The following is a 20145-nucleotide window of genomic DNA, read 5'->3' as shown; positions in this document are numbered from 1 at the left end:
TAAAAACTAATAGAACTAAAAACCTAATAATGATTACCCACTTTACGGTGGTGGGTTGCAGTCAGGGTATCGGTCTTAGACACTCGACCTAGTTCGGCTGTGGAATAAACGATCCAATGATCGCTACATTCCATTCTGCTTACCACCTTGCATTCAATGTATGCCAGAGCATCAGCCAGGATTGGCGAATCATTTTCCGCAATCCGCGTTTTCACCCCCTCAAATCGATCGGCTCCAGGTGGAAAGCGCTTCAGAAAATGCTGCATTAGTTTGCTGTAATTACCCTCTTCCAAGATATTCAACACAAAGCTATCACCCACCTGCATCAATGATTCGATCGCCCGATCTTTGGCCACTGCGATCGTCAATCCCAGGGGCTTAAAACTAGCCTGAGCCACCCAGGAAGCCAGCATCGCACTTTTCACTTCGCCTTTTTGAGCGGTAATAATGTACAAACCACCAGCTAGGCGACCCACCGCTTTATCCACATCCGCATCCAGGGACTTCATCTTTTTAATATTCTGCTTCAGGCTCAGCAATTGCCCCATGTCCGTGCCCGACTCATCGCAGAGCTGGTAAATCATTTCGGAGGGTTCTTCTTTGATCCGAATTTGGGGGAAGGCTGGCTTTAGCCCCAGGTCAGTTAAGTTATTAGCGACAATATCGATCGAGGTATCATCACCGCCATAGGACTCGAACAGACCAAAGGCTTGCTTGCTGTGGGCAGCGGCCAGGATTGTGCCCAATGCTAGCTCTGTGGCCTGAGAATTACTAGGTGGCATGGCGATCGCAATTCCTGCCGCATGTTCAACTAGCTCCCGCAATTCCTGCATATCCGACGACTTGAGATCCATCATCTCTACGGCCACGCCGGTTTTGGTAATCCCACGGGCAATTGCCTGACTAATCCGATCGCTATAGCCATAATCAGAGGTATAGAAAACCGCTACGGTAGTTTCACCCTTGGTTTGCGATTGGCTCCAGGTGCGATAGTTTTCGGTTAATTCCTTCAGGTTATATTTCAATAATGGGCCATGACCATTTGCCACTGTGGTGATTTGGGGCAGATCATCCATTCGCTTCATTGCCGAGATCACCGATCGCGCATTGGGAGCCATCAAGCAATCGTAGTAAAAGCGGTAGTCGGGGGCAAGGTCTTTAAGTTCTTCATCGTAGAGGCGATCGTCACAGAAATGCATCCCAAAAATATCGCAGGTATAGACAATTTCTGTTTTGTGGTCATAGGTCATCATTGTGTCCGGCCAATGCAAATTAGGCGCATTCACAAACTGCAAGATATGGCCATTGCCCAGATCAATTTGATCGCCGTTTTTAACCACCTGGCGTTCAAACGGTACATGCACCAGGTCTTCTAGGAATTTAATTGCTACCTTGGTGCCAACTACGGTGACGCGATCGCCAATTAGCGCCAATACATCACGCACCAAACCACTATGATCGGGCTCAGTGTGGCTAATCACCAGGTAATCAATTTGGGTTGGATCGATTTCGCCTTGAAGTGTAGCTAAATATAATTCTCTAAATTTGGCGTGGGAGGTGTCCACCAATGCCACCTTTTCACCACGAATAATAAATGAGTTGTAGGTAGTGCCATTTTGCAGGCCAAACTCAATATCAAACCGATCGCGATCCCAATCTAGCGATCGCATGGCGGTGGTATCGGCAGCGATTTCGGCTACCTGCATGGTCAATTTACCGGGCTTTTTGGCGGGTTTGTTGGTGGTGACTGTGGCAACCATATGTAATGCCTCCCTACTAACTTAATGCTTCTTAATGCTTATGTAGCTTATCTAAGCTTATCTACTCAGTGTAGCTTTTGATCGGTGGCTGTTTGGGTTTAGTTCGATATTGACTCTAAAACCTTTTGATTAGCACAATCAATGATTCGGGAATTGTGATGCTAATAAATAGAGATGCCGCAAAAGTTCAATTTTGTCATCGCCTAATCACGATCTCAGGCGCTATATGAGCTTTTAGGCCAAATCCTAAGCTGAATCTAACTAGTGTTTCTCAAACGATGTATTTTGCAAGATTGATATAACTAATTGATATAACTATCAGTGATTGCACCCAAGCGATCGTAATTCTTGCCAAGGAGTCCTATCGAAGCTAACTCACAATCCAGCTTTAGCTATTTCGATGAGTATTTATACTTGATTCGTATAATTATAGTTTTATCGAACTAAGGGATGATCAAGCATCTATATTAAGTAGTGAATTTTTGAATAGATTTAAAGATTCGGAGCCGAGCCCCGCATAATTTTTAGCTCTCTTGTGTGATCAGATTGTGACGATCGATCGAATCTCTTTAAAATTAAGTCCCATAAATCCCAACCTGAATCATCGATAATAGATCAACGATTTAAACGCACTTTTAAAAAATCTACAAAATACCTACCAAATTTCTACTCGATCGCTATGACCAACGAAGTCTCAACGCCCGAAAGCTTGGCGCAGCCACAACCACCAAAAATAACTTTACTCACCATGTTCCGCCTGGGTCTGTATCAAATGGGCTTGGGCATGATGTCGCTCTTGACCCTGGGGGTGCTCAATCGGGTCATGATTAAGGAGTTGGCGATCCCAGCCTTGATCGCTGCCCTAATCATTGCTGCCCATCAGTTTATGTCCCCGGCGCGGGTCTGGTTTGGCCAAATGTCCGATCAACGCCGTGTTTTAAAAATGCACCGCACTGGCTATATCTGGATTGGCACTGGTTTTCTGGCTGTTTGCTCATTCTTACTGGTGCAGAGCATGTGGCAATTTGGTGCTAGCGTCTATGCCGATGGGGGCGGTAGTTGGTCGGCGGGTTCCTATGGTTGGGCGTTTTTGCTGGCGGGTGTTTCGGCAGCCTATGGGCTCACGCTGAGTGCTGGTTCTACGCCCTTCGCGGCACTTTTGGTGGATATTAGCGATGATGAAGAGCGATCGCGCTTGATTGGGGTTGTCTGGTCAATGTTGATGGTGGGGATTGTGATTGGTGCAATTACCATTTCTAATCTGTTGCCCCCTGCCGCCGAAGCAACCACAGAAATTACGAAACTTTCGTTGTTTGCCCGCCCCGATGAACTGGCCGCATTGCAAGCCGGGGTTAACCGCATTTTTGTGATTATTCCTCTAGTGGTGCTGGGCTTGGCTGTAATTGCGACCTTTGGGATCGAGCCTAAATATTCGCGGTTCAGGGCGCGACTTGAACAGGGCGATCGGGTAGAACGAGAGGATCAAATCACCTTTGGCAGGGCTTTCAAAGTCCTTACTAGCAATCGCCAGACCGGGATTTTCTTTGGTTTTTTGCTGTTGCTCACTCTGGGCATTTTTATGCAAGACCCGGTGCTAGAACCCTACGGCGGCGATCTGTTTGGCATGAGTGTATCGGATACGGCCAAGCTCAATGCTTTTTCAGGTTCAGGCACGCTGGTAAGTATTGCCCTGGCTGGCTTTTTGATTGTGCCCCGGATCGGCAAAAATAATACGGCGCAGGTGGGTTGCATCTCCCTTGCCGTGTCCCTGGCGCTGCTGATGGTTTCTGGCACGATCGGTAACCCGATGCTGCTCAAATTGGTGATGTTGATATTTGGGATCGCCAGTGGGATCGCCACTACCGGTGCATTGAGCTTGATGCTAGATCTCACCGCCGTAGAAACCGCAGGTACGTTCATTGGTGCTTGGGGGTTGGCACAGGCAATGGCACGCGGCTTGGCGACGGTCTTTGGTGGTGGGCTTTTGAATTTGGGTAAGGGTATTTTTGTGGATAATTTGCTGACTGCCTATGGCTTGGTATTCATTTGCCAGATTATGGCGTTGGTGGCGGCGATCGTATTGTTGCAGCGGGTTAATGTGAAGGAGTTTAAGGCTTCTGCCGAGGAGGCGATCGCTACGTTGATGGCAGGTGATTTAGATTAATGCTTTTTAGGGGTTGCCCATTGGCTGGATGATTTAAAGATCTAGTGATCAGTCAAACTGATATCAGGCATATGTTAGCCATCCTTGTTGACAGCAATATCACTCACATACTATACGATGCCGCACGTTGCACAATTGATTACTCTTTTCATCTCTGAGACACAATTATTGCTAATACTTGCTTCCTCACATTGATATCAAGGTTAGGCTAGTCCGATAGTTTTTTTCAACTTTTTTAACTCAGCACTGGTCAAATCACGCCACTGACCAGGTTGCAGATCAGCCAGGGTTAAATTAGCGATCGCCACCCTTACCAATCTCAGCGTGGGAAAACCTACGGCTGCGGTCATACGGCGTACCTGTCGGTTTTTGCCTTCTGTTAGGGTGATTTCTAACCAGGCTGTGGGTACATTGAGGCGATGCCGGATGGGTGGGTTGCGCGGTGGCAAGTCTGGTGACTGGCTTAATAACTTTATCTGGGTGGGTTTGGTGCGATAGTTTTTGATCTTTATGCCCTGTTCGAGCTGTGCGATCGCCTCTGAGTCAGGAATCCGTTCCACCTGCACCAGATAAGTCCGCGCATGGCCAAATTTGGGTTCAATCAGGCGATGTTGCAAAGCTCCATGATCAGTCAGCAGCAGCAAGCCCTCACTATCTCGATCGAGCCTACCCACCGGATATACATCAGGTACATCGATGTAATCTTTGAGGGTTGGGCGATCGGTCTGTTTTCCATCACCTGCGGGGCGATCGCTGAATTGGCTGATCACTCCATAGGGCTTATAGAACAATAAATAACGATATGGCACTGGCTTTGGGGCAATCGCTTAAAATTACAATGCTATTGGTGCGGTCTAGATTAGCTAGATCCCCGTAACATAATCGCAAAGCAAGACATTTTGTTGGATTCGATCGCGGCATGACTAGCACATACTCACTTAGATACTATATATTGCTTAGTGGATAGTTATGATTACCTAATCGATCGCATAATTACCAGCTATCTAACCACGCAGAGATTAGATCTAAATTGGCTGACGTAGTATGCAGTCAAACAAAATTGATATTGAATATCGATCCTAAATTTTGATAAAGGGGAAAATCAATGAACATAAATCTTGAGCAGCTTTACACAAGGCTAACTGAGATAGTCGCGGTATTTGGGATCAAGCTCCTGTCCGCTCTGATTATCCTCATTGCCGGGATGTGGATTGCCAAGCAAATCCGTGGCATTGTTGAGCGGGTGATGGGTAAGAGCGACAATGACCCGATTTTGATCTCGTTTGTGAGCAACCTTGTTTATATTGCCGCCGTAACTTTCGTGGCGATCGCCGCTTTGGCTCAACTTGGCATTCAAACTACTTCGTTTATTGCCGTTCTTGGTGCTGCTGGTTTGGCAGTGGGTCTGGCTCTGCAAGGATCGCTGTCTAATTTTGCGTCCGGTGTATTAATGATTATCTTCCGGCCATTTAAGGTGGGGGACTTCATCGATGCAGCCGGAACAATGGGTGTAGTCAAAGAAATCCAAATTTTTTCTACAATCCTGACTACTCCAGATAACAAAAAGGTAATCGTCCCCAATGCCAGTATTACCGGTGGTAATATTACTAATTTTTCGGCAATGCCCACCCGTCGCCTCGATCTCACCTTTGGGATTGGCTATGAAGATGATATTGACAAAGCCAAAAGCTTGATTGAGCAGGTGATCGCGGAAAATAACAAAATCCTTACTGACCCTGCCCCCACGATCGGCATCTCTGAGCTAGCTGACAGCAGCGTTAACTTTGCAGTTTGGATCTGGGTTGCTGGAGCTGATTATTTTGATGTCATGTTTTATATGAATGAAACGGTCAAAAAACGCTTTGATGCTGAAGGTATAAGCATTCCGTTCCCACAGCAGGATGTATATGTCAAAACGTTTAATAACAACAATTAGTCATTAATTAGTCATTAATTAGTCATTATTAGGACTTGCTGTAGATCTCGCACAAGGGGCTAAATATGCCAATAATTAGGCTGTTTGGAGACTTTGGAGCAATGATCTAAATCTAGATGATTGATTAACTAGCTCTATCCTTCTAATTAAGATGGATCAAGCTCACTAAAAGTAGATCACGAAGTTTACTTGGTGAGTCAACAGGTTCAGGCTATAGCCAAGCCTAAAGCGATTGAATTAAAGAATGAACTAAAGAAAAGTTAGGGCGATCGGCTCTAGCTTATTTTTTTAGGTCTTACTCTAAACAACCGGATGGAAGTAAAAAGCCAGTCCCAAAATTGCATAGGTAGCCAGCAGCAAGATTCCCTCTAGCCAGTTCGATCGCCCGTCACTACTAATCGAATTAGCGATCAAAACAGCCACGCCCACTGCTACTAATTCAAACGGATTGAAATTTAAATCCATTGGTTGATTCAGCAGCCACCCCACCAGAATCAGGATTGGAGCTACAAATAATGCGATCTGCAAGCTGGAGCCCACTGCCACTGATACCGATAGCTCCATATTATTTTTCATCGCCACTGTTACGGCGGTAGTATGTTCAGCGGCATTACCAATTACCGGTAATACAATTACGCCAGTAAATAAAGCAGTTAAGCCCAGGCTCTCGGTTGCCACTTCCAGGCTATCGACCAAAATTTCTGACTCAAAAGCGACTAATAAGGTAATACCAAGCAATACCCCCACCCATAGCCACACATTTACATTTTCAGCGCCATGTTCTGTAACCAGCTCGCCTGTCTCCGCATCGCTTTCAGAAAGCTCGATCGCATCCCCTTCAAACAAATAGGTATGGGTTTTCATCGAAAACAATAGGGTTAATCCATATACCACAATTAACACCCCCGCCACTGCCACTGATAAACCCTGAAGCGTTGGCTCATCAATACCGATCGAAGTGAAGTTAACCGCTGTGGGTAACAGGATCGCAATTACCGCCAGATTCATTGCCGAAGCATTAACCCTGGCCACGGTAGGCTGAAATTCTTGTTCTTTATAGCGCAAACCACCCAAAAACATTGATAGCCCCATCACCAGCAACAGGTTGCTAATAATTGAGCCCGTAATACTGGCTTTAACCACATCCACCAACCCTGCTCGCAGCGCAATGATCGCAATAATTAATTCTGTGGCATTACCAAAAGTAGCATTTAGAAATCCCCCCAGGCTGGAACCGACGACAGTGGCAATTTTTTCGGTGGCATTTCCCATCCAACCTGCCAGCGGAATGATCGCCAGGGCAGCGGTGATGAAAGTAATGGTAGCCCCCCACTCTAAAAGATGTGATGCGATCGCAATAGGCACAAATATCAGCAAGCCGAAAGAAAGGATATATCTGGTGATCATGACCAAAACCTAGGTTGATAAGAGTGAGTTTAGCTCAAATCCCATCAAAAATCCCATCATTTGGCATGATTAGCAGAATACATACCGTTTCTAGTATTTTTACTTACTTATGCTGCTACCGATCGGCAGAGCCTATCTATGATTTTTATTTGCATAAGGCTATTTCTCTTGATCGGTTTGATCGGTATGATCGGTTTGATCGCTGCAAGTTTGTTACCTTCGCATTATTCTAAAAAAAAATTCCGCCGCTAGCGGATCAGCAAGCAGCGTCAAAAATATCAGGTTGACAATCAGCCGCATGGACTGCGACTCAACATCAACTCAGGATTAATACCCGTAGACTGCTTGATTAATATTGCTTAACTAATGCAACTAATCATTAGTCCACTGCTCTTTGCCAATTAGATCAATTACCAGATCTCTGAGTAGAAAATCATTGCGTTCTAATTCAGATTCAATTGCGGGCCATTCCCGATCGGAGAAGTAATTACAAATTGTGCACAATGGCGATAGACGACTCAGCCTGCCCTCACAAACCAACTCACAGACCTGATCTCGAATTGCATCGATCGTGCAAACTGTAGGCTGTTTAGTAGTTTCTGCCTTTCTTTCTAGCAATGCCATACTAGCCTCCTTGCCCCCAGCAACGGGCATTTTTGCCTAACTGAGTTGCGATTAGATTCCCTTTTTAATTATGGGGCAAGCTCCCCAGAAAACTACAATCCGGTAGTATTTTGTTACAATCGCTACAAAAAATGCTCTGTGAGACAAGCTTATATTTTCATGACTTACTCCTCCAAATAGCGCGGAGTATTTACAGCGATCGAACTAACTATGATCTTCAATCTTTATGTGTCCCATTGCGATCGATAATTGCCTGGGCATTACGTTGCCATTGCTTTAGCTTAATTCGGCGTAATGCTGAACCAGTTAGGTTTTCATCCCAGCTTGGTTCGGAAAGTTCAGCAAGTTCGGCCAGCTTTGGGGCAACGTGATCGGGATAGGGTTGAAAATCGGCGATCGTGGTTTCCTTGGCAAAGCGCTGATTCCAGGGGCATACATCCTGACAAATATCACAGCCTGCCACCCAGTTATTTAGATTAGCAGTAATGGCTTCGGGGATCTGCTCGGCACGATTTTCGATCGTGTGGTAGGCAATGCAGCGATTGGCATCGACCACAAACGGTTGAGCGATCGCATTGGTGGGACAAGCTTCAATACAACGGGTGCAACTACCGCAATGCTCGGCATGGGGGCGATCGGTTTCTAGTTCCAGGTTTGTGAGCACTTCGCCCAAAAACAGCCAGGAACCATAATCCCGACTGATGATATTGCTGTGCTTGCCAATCCAGCCAATTCCCGCCCGCTGTGCCCAGGCTTTCTCGGCGATCGGCCCCGTATCCACATAATACCGAGTGGTAATATCATCTGCCAGCGATTCCAGCCACCTGCTCAGCGCCTTGAGCCGTTTGCCCAAAACCCGGTGATAGTCACGTCCCCAACCATAGCGGGAAATTTTGGCGCGATCGCCATCTTCACTATGCTCAACCTTTGTATAGTAATTAAGCGCTACACAAATAACCGACTTGACCCCAGGTAAACACAGGCTAATATCCTGACGCTTGGGGTTATGCATCCATGCCATATCAGCGTGGTAACCCATTGCCAGCCAGGTTTGCAATCGCTCTGTTTCTGTGCCCGAAACCGCCGCCGCGATCCCGACTCGATCGAACCCTAGCGATCGGGCTTTATCTTTTACCTTTGCTGCGGTAATCTCTGGTTGATTCATGGGGTAAATAGTTAACTATCCTCGCCCCGTTCCCGCCGGAGGCGATCGATCTCATTTTGCAAATCCTCGATTTGGCGGCGCAACTCACCGGCTTCACTAGCCTTACTACTAGTTTGCGCATCAGGCTGTTCGATTTCTACTTCCACTGAGCCCGTCGCGCCCTCACGTTTATAGTTACCCGCTTTGATCTCAGCATATTCAAAGGAATCAGCCCACTGCCCCACATAACGAATCCGCTCCACTGGCAATGGATGCGATAGAAATGTACTGGTATTACCCACGCCGTTATAGATCAAAAACTTATAAATCTGATTGAGGGTTTCTTTATCGAGATCTTGAAATTCATCGGACTGGTGCTTGAATTCAGGCAAACTCAATTCATGGCCAAAGGCTTTGCTGCCACCAGATAGCTTCATGAGCGAAGTCATTACCAACTCAAGATCGTCGGTTACCAACAAAGCTGCCCGATCGCAGGACAACTCTGCTTTGCGCCGCCACTCAAAAAATGCCACCAGCAAACCAAGTGTGGCCAGGTCGCCCAGACCGAAGGTAAATTCGCTGATTGTATGGGCTATATTCATCACCCAGATCGCCATCTGGATCAAAACCGAATGGCCGCATTTAATATGTCCCAGTTCATGGGCAAGGACAGCGCGGATCTCATCTTCATTGAGTAATTCTAAAACCCCGGTATAGAGCATGATGTAGGGCTTATCTTTACCCAGGGCATAGCTATTTACGATCGGGTTCTGCGCTACAAACAAAGTTGGCTCAGGATAAACATCCAGATCATGGGCGCACTCACGAAATATGCGATAGATCGTGGCATATTGACGTGGCCCAGCCTGAATAAAGCTGCCGGAGTTATAAATAATCCCAGGACGTTCGGCTAGAAATTCAATAAACTTACGCGCTAGGAGATCAAACCCTGGCACACTGCGGAGCGATTGCTCGGCTTGAAGATCGAGTGGGTGTCTGAAGGCTTCGCTGGAAATTCCCGTGTAGGTTGGCATATTTACTTATATCTACTTAGTGCTCATTAGTGCTTATTTAATCTAACTTCAATTCTAGCGATCGCTAGCACCGGTTTGAATTAGGCTGAGCAGATTGGTCTTGCCTACCTAATGCCAGACTAAACATGTGCCCAACAGCACCATCCAGTTTTGTTGTAAACTCTATCTTAAGGAAGATAAGGTTTTGGATCTAATTGAAAATGCTCAATGCAACATGGACTGGCAATTAGTTGACAAAGCATAGTTACTATTAAACCCTGATAAGTTTTCATGAGTTTCCAGCCAGGTAAGATCAGCAGTTTTATTGCTCGCCAGCAACATTCGTCTTTTTTTGAAAGCCAGCCAGAGCTATGTCAAGGGCTAGCGAAAGATCTAAACAATGAGTCGATCGCCAATCGGGAGATTGCCAATCCCAATTTAGCCGATGAAACAAAGTTTCTCTACTTTGCCTATGGTTCTTGCATGTGCCCAGTAGATCTAAAGCGATCGCTGGGTGAAAATACCCATGACTATGTGGTTGGAACTGCTACTTTGCATAACTATCGCCTAGGTTTTTTGCGGCGATCGTTGCGGCGTGATTGTGGCGTATTAGATGTGGTGCCTACCCCTGGCGCTCATGTGCATGGTGTTTTGTATCAACTACCCTGGCGATTGAGCGATCGGCTCGATGTCCGCGAAGAAATCCCCCACCGGGGCTATCGCCATGAAACGGTCGAAATTGAATGCAATGGTCAAATATTTGGCAATGTGCGTACCTATGTGGTGGTTGACAAGCTCAGCGATGAGATTGCCCCCAATGATTGGTATTTTAGTGTGGTGATGCGGGGGGCGATTACCTGTGGTTTACCCCAGAGTTATTGCTGGAAATTGTTTGATCATATGCATCAATTACAACAACAGCGCCAACAGGAAGCATCTTGAAGTTTGAGACTTTAAGCTTGCTAGTTTTGCTAAGACAGCATCTCGATCGCCAAAAACTCCCGCATATACTCGTTTACTAACTCCGGTTGCTCCTGTTGCACCCAATGGCTACAGCGGGGAATATATTTAACCTGCAGATCGCGTACATAGGCATCAGTGCCATAGGTTAATTCTTTGCCCAACACCGCATCATCCTCGCCCCAAATGAGCAGGGTAGGTACTTGCAATACGCCCCATTCTCCTTCTGGCAAAGCTTTCCAGGCATTGCGATAGTAATTTACCATCGCCGTGAGTGCGCCCCGCTTGGCCGCCGCGTCCTTATAGCGCTCAATGTCTTCTGGCGTAAAAGTGCTACGATTGACAGCCATGCCCGTAAACAAAATATCAATAAATTCGTAGTCATTCCATTGCAGTGCTAATTCCGGTAGCCAGGGAAATTGAAAGAAAAACACATAGCTGCTACGAATTAGCTGGATCGGCGATCGCAGCCCCGCTAAAAACTTGGCTGGATGGGGCAGATTCATCACAATCAATGATTCCACCAGCTCTGGGTGGGCATAGGCAAAATGCCAGGCGATCGCCCCGCCCCAATCATGACCAACCAACACACAGCGATCGAACCCAAGTCCCTGGATCACCCCCTCTATGTCCTTAATCAACTCCTTCATCTCATAGGCTTCGAGGGCAGCGGGTCTTTCGCTTTTGTTATAGCCCCGCAGATCAACTGCCACCACCTGATACTGTTTTGCAAAGGCGGGGATTTGATAGCGCCAGGAATACCAGAACTCTGGGAAACCATGCAGCAAAAGCATCAAGCCGCCATCGCCTTCGGTTACATAATGCAGCCTCACGCCATTGGTTTGGATATAGTCGTGGTGCCAGGACAATGCCATAGGATCAATCACCTCGATTAATCTTCCTTGTTCTCTTTGTCCAAAGTAGGCTCTGGTAGGTCAAATGGCAACTCCCCATTGATCGCATCGATTTCCCAGCGTTTATACTCATTCACCTCTTGGATGTGGGGTAACAAAATTTGCTTCAAACGCGGATTATAAAAACGATGCAAACTATAATTGCTGGTTGCCGGGAAGCCTCGCCGTTTTTTATGCTGGCCACCCGCACCCGGATCGAAAAGGTTAATCCCCTGACTAATCGCCCAATCGATCGGCGTATAGTAGCAAGCATTAAAATGCAAAAATTTCACATCCTGGGTGCTGCCCCAATAGCGACCATAGAGGCGATCGCCTTTGCGAATACAAAATGACATGCCAACTGGTTTAGGCCAATCCTCTTTGATGCCAACCACAAACACAATATGCTCTTTGAAATTATGATAGAGCGATTCAAAAAAGCGCCGATTTAAATATTTACTGCCACCCCAGAACTTATCACAGGTATCACTATAGAGGTCATACATGAAGCTGAAATAGTGGTGCGGGATTTGATCGCCAGCAAACACTTGCATTTCGATCCCCGCCTTGCTCACGCCTTTGCGCTCTTTTTTGATATTGCGGCGTTGATTGGAATCAAAGCTAGCTAAAAAATGGTCAAAATCACTAAAGTTATGATTACTCCAGGTATAGCTGTGGTGCATCCAACTACTAAAGCCGCGATGTTCTAGCTCGGTGCGCCATTGCGGATCGACAAACAAAAAATGACAGCCAGAAATATTATTACGATCGCAAAATCGATCGATTTCTGCCACGATCAAATCGGTCAGAGCTTGATATTCACTGATGCGATCGTTGAGATCGGGATGAATCAAAAAACGATAGCCAACCGCCGGTGTAAAGGGAGACATGCCCAATAACTTGGGGTAATATTCAATCCCCAGGCGATAGGACAACCTGGCCCATTCATGGTCAAACACAAATTCACCATAGCTGTGACCTTTGAGGTAAAGCGGAGCGGCGGCCACCAATACATCTTGATCCCACACCAATAAATGATTCGGTAACCATCCTTCCTTGGGCACCGCACAGCCAGAAGATTCGATATTTGATAACCACTGCCAATGGAAAAAAGGCGTAGCCAGTGGCTTAGCTAAGGTATTCCACGCCTCAGCATCCACCTGACCAATACTATTAATCCAGGTGGTAGTGAACTTGCGAGTGTTTTGCAGCATTGAATCTTCTTAAAAAAACTTCACTTAAGTTCCATTCCCATCCATCTTAGCTGCTCTCTTGGATTGATTTAGTGGCGAATTAACCTAAGTGTCCCAACCTCAAAAATCAACCTCAATTCATAGCTTAGGTATGAGGCAACCCGATCGCTAGAATCACGATTGCTCGTTCTATTTGATTTGATCCTTAAAACCACAGGTTGAGTCACTCGATCAGGTTATTATTCACGGTTATATGTTTAAATCTATTTGCAAATTCCCTAGAATAGAGGTATTACCTAATAATTAAACTCCTTGCCTTTAGATCAAACCTATAAACATAAGTTCATTATGGTTTTGTAGTGATGTTTGATTTTGCCAGGAGAGCGAGAAATTAGCGTGAATTAATCGTATTGCCATTGAGACTGGCGGTTGGGTCAGCACTTGACCTGGACTATGATTATTATGATTATATTGTAATTAAGCTGGCTTGGGCTATCTGGTAGGCATTGTGCGTTAGTGGAATGCTTTGACAAATCATTAATAATGCAAGCTGCGATCGATTGCGGAGTTGCTGGGTAAGATCTTGGCATTAACATCCTTGAATTAGGCAATCGGATCTAATAGCTTTGGGTCTAATAACTTTTGGCGGTGATTTGCACAAACCAGGATGATCGCCTATAACCTCTATAGCATCCCTTTAGCATCAATCTTAAAAGACCTAATTTGTTTGAGTTATGGCAAATTGAGTCAATGCTTCTGTACCACTACCAGTTGCTTGATTGGCTATTTTAGCGATGTTGATAAATTTTCTTGATTTTGACTAAAGCTGGCTCTCTTGATTGTAAGAACATTGTCCAGTCCTAGTGATTGGTGCATTTTAAGATAAGTAGCAAATATGACCAGGATTTATGGTAGCTATTTAACTGATTTACCACCCTGCAAAGAGCATTTGCAAATTAGATTCTTGCCCAATGCGTTGGTGCATGGCCATAAGTGGCAGCATAACGGTTCATCTGCCAATTTTGTGGCTGAATATTTTGCCACCTTTTTTCCCTATGACAGCAAGGTGGTGATCAATGGCGATCAAATTGATATCCGCGATGAAGTGAGGGGGGCAGTTAGTTATATTGCCAATGAGCTTTTGGAAAATGCGGTTAAGTTTAATAATGCCGAACCGGATCAAGCGATCGCCCTGAAATTGATGCTATATAGCGATCGGATTGTGTTTATTGCCACTAACTATGTTGATTGTGTTTGTGCCAGGCAGTTTGAAGCTTTCATTAATGAGATTACCAATACCGATCCCGATCAACTTTATATCGATAAATTAGAACAAAGTGCCATGAGTGAGGAGATGGGGGAATCGGGTTTAGGCATTTTGACGATTATTAACGATTACCAGGCCAAAATTGGCTGGCAATTTACATCCCTATTGGTAACCGAGAGCCAGGATCATCAGGAAAAAGAGCCAAATATTGCTAAATCGCACGTTGAGCAGCAGCCAGGGGCGATCGCCGTGACGGTTATGGTGGACTTACCACTGCCCCATCATTTCTGAGCAAAGCTCGACAGATTTGTTTACACCCGCTCGCTCTAGTTTAGTTGCAAGGCACTATTTAACAGACTCGAAAACATACCCTTGCCATCGGTGTGATTCAGCATGGGATCGGCGGCACGTTCAGGATGGGGCATCATACCCAACACATTGCCAGCCCGATTGCAAATGCCAGCAATATTATTGATCGAGCCATTGGGATTTGCCGCTAGGGTAGTTTGTCCTTGCCGATCGCAATAGCGCCACACCACCTGCTGATTATCTTCCAGGGCTTTGATTGTATCTGGATCGGCGTAGTAGCAACCCTCGCCGTGAGCGATCGGCATAGTTACCACCTGGCCTTGCTCATAGGCATTACTCCAGGCTAGATCGTTGCGTTCTAGCTTGAGGGTGACCCGATCGCAGATGAAGTGTAAATCGCGGTTGCGCACCAATGCCCCTGGCAACAGCCCCGACTCAGTTAAAATCTGAAACCCATTGCAAATACCCAGCACATATTTTCCCTGGGCGGCATGTTCTTTGACCGCTTGCATGGCGGGAGCAAACCGAGCGATCGCGCCACAGCGCAAATAATCGCCATAGCTGAACCCACCGGGCACCACCACCACATCAATATCACTCAAGTCGGTTTCGGTGTGCCAGATCAGCCTGGTTGGTTGCGCGATCACGCTGCTGGTAATGGTGGCCACGTCTCGATCGCAGTTGGAGCCGGGGAATACTAAAATACCAAATTTCATTGATTTAGATGGCCTCCACCAATGCCAAGTTAGTTAGCTCAAAGCAATAATTCTCGATCACGGGATTGGCCAAGAGGCGATCGCACACCTGATCGAGTTGCTCCTTTGCCTGGTCTTCGTTTTCGGCCTCTAGCACCACTTCCACATATTTACCAATCCGCACCGATTCGACGTGATAATCCATCTGCTTCATCGCTGATTGCACAGCGGTGCCAGCGGGATCGAGAACGGAGGGGCGCAATGTGACGTATACCTGGGCTTTGAATTTCATTGGCTGATGTTTTGCTAACTAGGGGCGATCGCTCTTATTTCTCTTACCCCTAAGATAATCGATTTTGAGCTTCTAATTGCATGTTGCCCAGTTTACTAAGCGGCTTGGCCATAATCAGATGATTCTGAATCATCATCGGGGACATCTTCTTGATCGCCTGGAGGAGGATCACCTCTTTCCCAGCAGGTAATACACAGCTTGATGCCATTCTCCCCCATCCGCTTCATTTCTTTGGGATTAAACTCCATGTTGCATTGCTGGTCATATTCGTAAATATACCTAAACACAATATCGGATCTTTTAATCCCATTTTGTTCGAGAATTTCAAATTTGCCATCCAGAATTTTTAAAAACTCATCAACCAAATAAGGGACATCCGATAAAGTATCGGTAAGTTCATACACCCAGGTTTTAGTGAATGATCGACTGGCTTTTTGACCTAGAATTAATGAGATTTCCGAAGGCGTTACTTGCTCAGCTCTGATTTGCAGCTTGTAGATATATTTAGATGTTGTCTCTGCTTCTAAATCGATGTAGCCACCATCATTTTTCCAGCATGTAATACATAGTGGAATATCGTGATCGGCCATTCGCTCCATATCTGCTGGCGATAATTCTAAATTACACTCCTGGTCATATTCATGGTTTAGGCAAAACCAAATGTTAGAATTTTTGATTCCATAACGATTAAGAATTTCAAATTTTCCCGCCAGAATTTTGAAAAACTCATTTACAAAATCAAAGGGTGGTAGTGCTATACAAGTAAGGATGAGTTGTAATGATGCACAAATAACCAGATAGCGCCAACATGGTTAGCTAACTTTTTCGAGAAAGAAAGAGATTTGCGAACCAGTCTTGAAGCTCTTTGCCTAAGAGTGCAATTAAATCGCTCAATTTTGTTTGTCAAGCCTGAACCTTTGTCCACTGGTTGATGACGCATACTCGGAACTACCTGAGCATAGGCACGCCAGAAATCAGTGTAACAAACCGCACATTGTCGATAAACGGGTGGTAAAGACTGCCATAATCCTTGAGCACCAACCTCATCTCTAGAACCGATATACACTCCTACGATCTCCTTAGTATTAACATCTATAGCTAACCAAACCCAAACCTTGACTCGTTTCTTGCCTACAAAAGACCACAGCTCATCCATTTGAATGGTTAAGTGCCCTTTTTTTTAGCCTGTACCTGCACTTGTTGGGGCACTTGAGCATATTTGTGATTAACATATTGCTGTAGCCATCTTGGTGATACACCTACAACTCTGGCAATACCTGCGAGTGAAACCCTCTCTAGCAGAAGCTTGTCGATTTGAGCTTTAGTCTCATTAGCGATATATTTCTTCTTAGAATTGGCTACAAATTGTCTATTGCATTGTTTACATTTGAAGTTTTGTTTACCGTTGTGAATTTTGCCATTTTTGACAATTTTGAGTGAATTGCATCTTGGACAAGTTAGCTTAGATGTATCCATGAGAGAGAATTTTTGTATCTTCTATCCCATTATCCTTACTTCTGCATGACTACCTATAGTTACTCTGGTTAAAGCTTTAATCTCTAAATCTATTAGCTTGTTTGTTAACCTGGCGCAGATAAGAATATTCAAGTATTCCAGAATTGGTCTCAGGAGCTACTCATGCTCACGTCCACTCTGAAATCAGCTAGAGCAAACGATCAAAATCGCTTGATTGAGAATAGAGAATACCTATTCGGGACTGTTCTAAAACCAAAATGGTTAAGATAGCTCATAGGTCTTAGCGATCGCTGGCTACAAATCACAAAATCATTAAATCTTTTACCCGGTATGACTAAAGAAGCCCACATTAATCTGACCCTTTCCACCGAGCAAGTGGAGGCAGTTTTTGCCTTTCGGGGCTGGCTGAACGCCTATTTGAACCAGGAAGAACAGGAAATTCCTGATTTCAATACGGCGACCCATTTTGCCGATTTGCTCAATCAGGTGTCTGGCCAACTCGATCGCATTACTGACATCAATCGCCTGGCAGTTCACTATAAGATTGACATTTCCGATCAAACGCCGGAGCAGTTGATCGAGGCGATCGAAACCCTCAGTGGCACAACGGTGGATAAGGCGATCAAATCAATTTTGTACGATCGCAATTTTGCGGCGGCAGAGAAAGCCCACCCAGAAGTTAAGGAAATGCTTTAAAAAGCTGGAGCGATTTAGAATTACCCAATAAATAACGATCGCCCTAGCACCAACATAGCCAGAGCGATCGGATGAATTGAATTGTTTAAGTAAGATCCAGCCCCTGAATCAGACTTTTTTTTATCAAAAATAGATAACTAATATCTACATCAATTGAATATTCGAAAACTCAATTTCATATTCGTCCTGCTTACCCTTTTCATTGGCATGCACTACCTGCTTCGTCATCAGGTAGTAGTTACCAAATTTTTCGTAGGAATCCTCAAACTTAGTCTGGCGAACCACTTCGTCGGTTTGGGGATTACGGAAAACCGCATTATAGGCAGAGGAGATATAACCCTCGCCAGTATCTAGCTTAGCGAGGTGATTGATTACAAAGGCGATCCGCCCCATTACCCGACTTACCAGCGAAATCTGATTATCACGGATCTTATAATTAGAGCCCATTGAATCGCCAGAAACCAAAATTTCTACCGCGCCAGTATCATCAGATTCACCAAAACTAAAGCTAGACTTACCATGCGCTTCCTCAAAGGACTTGCGGCGACGGTGTGTGACTACATCGCGTAGTTGGTTGGTCAGCCATTCATGGCCTTCGTCTACCTCCACTGTTTTTTCACTCCCATCAGGGGTTTTGGTGGTGCGGGTAGTTAGCTTGGGTTCGTCCATGGTTACTTCCACGGTCAGATCGCTGTCGATGCGTACCTTACCAGTACGAGTTTCGTCATTAACTCTGGCCGAGACATCAGCAGTCATGCCGGGGAAGTTAGCATCCCAGGTATAACGGTTTTCATAGGCCGCCTGAAACAGATCACGGGCTTTAGTATCAGTATTAACTGCTGTCATATTATTTCCTGTGTTTATGTGTCTATCTAAATTGTAGTTGCATTGTAGTGACTCTGGGGGAGTGGGATTAGCCCCTGGGAGGTTAAGTATTAGGCGTTAAGCGATCGCCTGGCTAAATCCGGCCATAATTAAGCAAAGCTATAGCCCCAATCGAACCAGTTCTAGTCCTGTTGCAGCATGGGCTAACTTGGTCACATCTTCACGATCTTGAGGTTGCAGGTGGGGGATTCTGCCCAGCACAGGTAAATTAGCCAGGGATTCGATCATGTCGATCGGCGCAAGATCTGCTATCTCCGCCTCGGTTTGATCGGCGATCGGGCAGTTGAGAATGATCCCGCGCAGATCAATCTTGTTTGCCCTGGCCAACGCCACATTAGCAATTGTTTGCCCCACTGCGCCAATTTTGACCGGCACCACCAGCACGGTCGGCAATGCCCAATCCCTGGCCAGATCCGCCACAATATATTCATTGGTCAGGGGTGATCCCAGGCCACCCAGCGCTTCGACCAGCACAAATTGCTTTTGCGATCGTAACTGATTGAACTGTTGCCACAACAAACCCAGATCGATCTCTTGACCAGCTTTCAGGGCGGCGATCGGTGGTGCTAAGGGAGCATCAAAATATTGCGGTGTGATTTGCTCAGGGCTTTGGTCTAAGTTTAAAACTCGTTGAAAAAGCTCCCGATCGCCACTGCCACATTGAATTGGTTTATAGATCCCCAGGCTAGTTGGATTGTCCGGTTGCAGGTAGGTTTGCCAATAGGCAGCGATCGCGGTGGTGACGATCGTTTTGCCAATTTCCGTATCGGTGCCCGTGATTAATAGAGATGGCGCTGTTGTTATATCTGAAATCAAGTCTGGTTAAATGTCCTCAGTAAAAATGCCTGTAACTATTTTATATTCAAACAAAAAAAGGAGCCGGACATATGCTCGGCTCGGATCACACTTTTTAGGAGATTTGTAGATAGAGAGAGACAACTCAATGTCTTGAATTGAAACTTTGAAAACCTGAATGACAGTTAACTTGATTGAAATGAGCGGGATTTACTTGCAATGCTCATACTACTGCTGACGCTGTGCCCGATCGCTCGATCAAGTAACTTCAACTTTGATTTACAAGGCTAATTAGGCAAGGAAACCTTGGAACACAATCACACCCAGGACACCGGCGGCTACGACACCAATCAAAGATTGAGTCCAGAACTGACCAGCTTGATCGCTCAGGCCGATCGCATAGTCTTCCTTACTACCTGTGAAGAATAAGGACCAGGCTTGGGTGGCGTTGATTGGGGTGAAGTTGTTGAAGTCCTCGCGGAAGGCAACCGCCACATCACGATTGTCACCTTCATAATTAAAACCAGTACGCTTAGCCATAATTTTTCCTCCTTCCAGGATTTGATTTGCTTGAAAAGCTTTGTTTAAGTTATGTAAAGATTAGCAACTTAAACCCTGGTGCCGCAATCTGTCATT

At 45.6% G+C, this 20145-nt stretch carries 20 protein-coding genes; 5 read left to right on the top strand and 15 right to left on the bottom strand.

What is annotated here, in order from left to right; all coding sequences use genetic code 11:
• Nucleotides 1–23 precede the first annotated feature (23 nt).
• Nucleotides 24–1760 (bottom strand): diflavin flavoprotein, encoded by a 1737-nt coding sequence (locus tag PSE7367_RS17640; RefSeq protein WP_015166699.1) that lies wholly within the window; start codon nt 1758–1760, stop codon nt 24–26.
• 679 nt (nt 1761–2439) lie between these two features.
• On the opposite strand from PSE7367_RS17640, the gene PSE7367_RS17635 reads away from it, so the two are divergent.
• Nucleotides 2440–3924 (top strand): BCD family MFS transporter, encoded by a 1485-nt coding sequence (locus tag PSE7367_RS17635; protein WP_015166698.1) that lies wholly within the window; start codon nt 2440–2442, stop codon nt 3922–3924.
• 203 nt (nt 3925–4127) lie between these two features.
• On the opposite strand, the gene PSE7367_RS17630 is transcribed toward PSE7367_RS17635, so the two are convergent.
• Nucleotides 4128–4733: a pseudouridine synthase gene (locus PSE7367_RS17630; RefSeq protein WP_015166697.1), complete on the bottom strand. Its 606-nt coding sequence runs from the start codon at nt 4731–4733 to the stop codon at nt 4128–4130.
• A gap of 296 nt (nt 4734–5029) precedes the next feature.
• On the opposite strand from PSE7367_RS17630, the gene PSE7367_RS17625 reads away from it, so the two are divergent.
• A complete protein-coding gene (locus tag PSE7367_RS17625; RefSeq protein WP_015166696.1) occupies nt 5030–5860 on the top strand; it encodes a mechanosensitive ion channel family protein in 831 nt (276 codons plus the stop codon).
• Nucleotides 5861–6160: 300 nt separating this feature from the next.
• Here PSE7367_RS17625 and cax read toward each other — a convergent pair whose 3' ends face one another.
• From cax to PSE7367_RS17605, 4 genes are all read right to left on the bottom strand, one after another.
• Nucleotides 6161–7267 carry a calcium/proton exchanger gene (gene cax, locus PSE7367_RS17620; RefSeq protein ID WP_015166695.1) on the bottom strand — a complete coding sequence of 369 codons (1107 nt, stop codon included), beginning with the start codon at nt 7265–7267 and terminating at the stop codon, nt 6161–6163.
• Nucleotides 7268–7639: 372 nt separating this feature from the next.
• Nucleotides 7640–7921 (bottom strand): DUF4327 family protein, encoded by a 282-nt coding sequence (locus tag PSE7367_RS17615; protein ID WP_015166694.1) that lies wholly within the window; start codon nt 7919–7921, stop codon nt 7640–7642.
• 187 nt (nt 7922–8108) lie between these two features.
• Nucleotides 8109–9056: a tRNA epoxyqueuosine(34) reductase QueG gene (gene queG, locus PSE7367_RS17610; protein WP_015166693.1), complete on the bottom strand. Its 948-nt coding sequence runs from the start codon at nt 9054–9056 to the stop codon at nt 8109–8111.
• An 11-nt stretch (nt 9057–9067) separates the two neighbouring features.
• On the bottom strand, nt 9068–10069 hold the full coding sequence (locus PSE7367_RS17605; protein WP_015166692.1) for a M48 family metallopeptidase: 1002 nt from the start codon (nt 10067–10069) through the stop codon (nt 9068–9070).
• Nucleotides 10070–10339: 270 nt separating this feature from the next.
• Here PSE7367_RS17605 and PSE7367_RS17600 point away from each other — a divergent pair, with 270 nt between their 5' ends.
• Nucleotides 10340–10990 (top strand): gamma-glutamylcyclotransferase, encoded by a 651-nt coding sequence (locus PSE7367_RS17600; protein WP_015166691.1) that lies wholly within the window; start codon nt 10340–10342, stop codon nt 10988–10990.
• 29 nt (nt 10991–11019) lie between these two features.
• Here the strand turns inward: PSE7367_RS17600 and PSE7367_RS17595 are convergent, their stop codons facing one another.
• On the bottom strand, nt 11020–11883 hold the full coding sequence (locus tag PSE7367_RS17595) for an alpha/beta fold hydrolase (protein ID WP_015166690.1): 864 nt from the start codon (nt 11881–11883) through the stop codon (nt 11020–11022).
• A gap of 17 nt (nt 11884–11900) precedes the next feature.
• On the bottom strand, nt 11901–13115 hold the full coding sequence (locus PSE7367_RS17590; RefSeq protein WP_015166689.1) for a GNAT family N-acetyltransferase: 1215 nt from the start codon (nt 13113–13115) through the stop codon (nt 11901–11903).
• Nucleotides 13116–13989: 874 nt separating this feature from the next.
• On the opposite strand from PSE7367_RS17590, the gene PSE7367_RS17585 reads away from it, so the two are divergent.
• Nucleotides 13990–14652, top strand: a complete 663-nt coding sequence (locus PSE7367_RS17585; RefSeq protein WP_015166688.1) for a slr1658 family protein — start codon at nt 13990–13992, stop codon at nt 14650–14652.
• Between the two features lie 35 nt (nt 14653–14687).
• Here the strand turns inward: PSE7367_RS17585 and purQ are convergent, their stop codons facing one another.
• The 4 genes from purQ to PSE7367_RS21625 form a co-directional block, all read right to left on the bottom strand.
• On the bottom strand, nt 14688–15386 hold the full coding sequence (gene purQ / locus PSE7367_RS17580; protein ID WP_015166687.1) for a phosphoribosylformylglycinamidine synthase subunit PurQ: 699 nt from the start codon (nt 15384–15386) through the stop codon (nt 14688–14690).
• A gap of 4 nt (nt 15387–15390) precedes the next feature.
• The gene (purS, locus tag PSE7367_RS17575) at nt 15391–15657 is read right to left on the bottom strand and encodes a phosphoribosylformylglycinamidine synthase subunit PurS (RefSeq protein ID WP_015166686.1); all 267 of its coding nucleotides are present in this window, start codon (nt 15655–15657) and stop codon (nt 15391–15393) included.
• 95 nt (nt 15658–15752) lie between these two features.
• Complete coding sequence (locus tag PSE7367_RS17570; RefSeq protein WP_041698596.1) at nt 15753–16256, bottom strand: hypothetical protein; 504 nt, start codon at nt 16254–16256, stop codon at nt 15753–15755.
• A 155-nt stretch (nt 16257–16411) separates the two neighbouring features.
• Nucleotides 16412–17133, bottom strand: a protein-coding gene (locus tag PSE7367_RS21625; protein WP_156800426.1) for an IS1 family transposase whose coding sequence is annotated in 2 segments (ribosomal slippage) — nt 16412–16827 and nt 16827–17133 — 723 coding nt in all. Because the reading frame shifts where the segments join, the coding sequence is not laid out codon by codon here.
• A gap of 330 nt (nt 17134–17463) precedes the next feature.
• Between PSE7367_RS21625 and PSE7367_RS17555 the strand changes: the two genes are divergently transcribed.
• The gene (locus tag PSE7367_RS17555; protein ID WP_015166684.1) at nt 17464–17829 is read left to right on the top strand and encodes a hypothetical protein; all 366 of its coding nucleotides are present in this window, start codon (nt 17464–17466) and stop codon (nt 17827–17829) included.
• 144 nt (nt 17830–17973) lie between these two features.
• On the opposite strand, the gene PSE7367_RS17550 is transcribed toward PSE7367_RS17555, so the two are convergent.
• From PSE7367_RS17550 to PSE7367_RS17540, 3 genes are all read right to left on the bottom strand, one after another.
• The gene (locus PSE7367_RS17550; protein ID WP_015166683.1) at nt 17974–18675 is read right to left on the bottom strand and encodes a DUF3386 domain-containing protein; all 702 of its coding nucleotides are present in this window, start codon (nt 18673–18675) and stop codon (nt 17974–17976) included.
• A gap of 138 nt (nt 18676–18813) precedes the next feature.
• Complete coding sequence (bioD, locus tag PSE7367_RS17545) at nt 18814–19530, bottom strand: dethiobiotin synthase (RefSeq protein WP_015166682.1); 717 nt, start codon at nt 19528–19530, stop codon at nt 18814–18816.
• A gap of 270 nt (nt 19531–19800) precedes the next feature.
• Nucleotides 19801–20049 (bottom strand): hypothetical protein, encoded by a 249-nt coding sequence (locus tag PSE7367_RS17540; RefSeq protein WP_015166681.1) that lies wholly within the window; start codon nt 20047–20049, stop codon nt 19801–19803.
• Nucleotides 20050–20145 lie beyond the last annotated feature (96 nt).

Source organism: Pseudanabaena sp. PCC 7367, assembly GCF_000317065.1.
Lineage (GTDB): Bacteria > Cyanobacteriota > Cyanobacteriia > Pseudanabaenales > Pseudanabaenaceae > Thalassoporum > Thalassoporum mexicanum.
This window is presented reverse-complemented; position numbering and strand designations above follow the sequence as displayed.

Coding starts and splice junctions, on each gene's coding strand:
- PSE7367_RS17640 (WP_015166699.1), bottom strand. CDS start 1,760: ATGGTTGCCACAGTCACCACCAACAAACCCGCCAAAAAGCCCGGTAAA.
- PSE7367_RS17635 (WP_015166698.1), top strand. CDS start 2,440: ATGACCAACGAAGTCTCAACGCCCGAAAGCTTGGCGCAGCCACAACCA.
- PSE7367_RS17625 (WP_015166696.1), top strand. CDS start 5,030: ATGAACATAAATCTTGAGCAGCTTTACACAAGGCTAACTGAGATAGTC.
- cax (WP_015166695.1), bottom strand. CDS start 7,267: ATGATCACCAGATATATCCTTTCTTTCGGCTTGCTGATATTTGTGCCT.
- PSE7367_RS17615 (WP_015166694.1), bottom strand. CDS start 7,921: ATGCCCGTTGCTGGGGGCAAGGAGGCTAGTATGGCATTGCTAGAAAGA.
- queG (WP_015166693.1), bottom strand. CDS start 9,056: ATGAATCAACCAGAGATTACCGCAGCAAAGGTAAAAGATAAAGCCCGA.
- PSE7367_RS17605 (WP_015166692.1), bottom strand. CDS start 10,069: ATGCCAACCTACACGGGAATTTCCAGCGAAGCCTTCAGACACCCACTC.
- PSE7367_RS17600 (WP_015166691.1), top strand. CDS start 10,340: ATGAGTTTCCAGCCAGGTAAGATCAGCAGTTTTATTGCTCGCCAGCAA.
- PSE7367_RS17595 (WP_015166690.1), bottom strand. CDS start 11,883: ATGGCATTGTCCTGGCACCACGACTATATCCAAACCAATGGCGTGAGG.
- PSE7367_RS17590 (WP_015166689.1), bottom strand. CDS start 13,115: ATGCTGCAAAACACTCGCAAGTTCACTACCACCTGGATTAATAGTATT.
- PSE7367_RS17585 (WP_015166688.1), top strand. CDS start 13,990: ATGACCAGGATTTATGGTAGCTATTTAACTGATTTACCACCCTGCAAA.
- purQ (WP_015166687.1), bottom strand. CDS start 15,386: ATGAAATTTGGTATTTTAGTATTCCCCGGCTCCAACTGCGATCGAGAC.
- purS (WP_015166686.1), bottom strand. CDS start 15,657: ATGAAATTCAAAGCCCAGGTATACGTCACATTGCGCCCCTCCGTTCTC.
- PSE7367_RS17570 (WP_041698596.1), bottom strand. CDS start 16,256: ATGGAGCGAATGGCCGATCACGATATTCCACTATGTATTACATGCTGG.
- PSE7367_RS17555 (WP_015166684.1), top strand. CDS start 17,464: ATGACTAAAGAAGCCCACATTAATCTGACCCTTTCCACCGAGCAAGTG.
- PSE7367_RS17550 (WP_015166683.1), bottom strand. CDS start 18,675: ATGACAGCAGTTAATACTGATACTAAAGCCCGTGATCTGTTTCAGGCG.
- PSE7367_RS17540 (WP_015166681.1), bottom strand. CDS start 20,049: ATGGCTAAGCGTACTGGTTTTAATTATGAAGGTGACAATCGTGATGTG.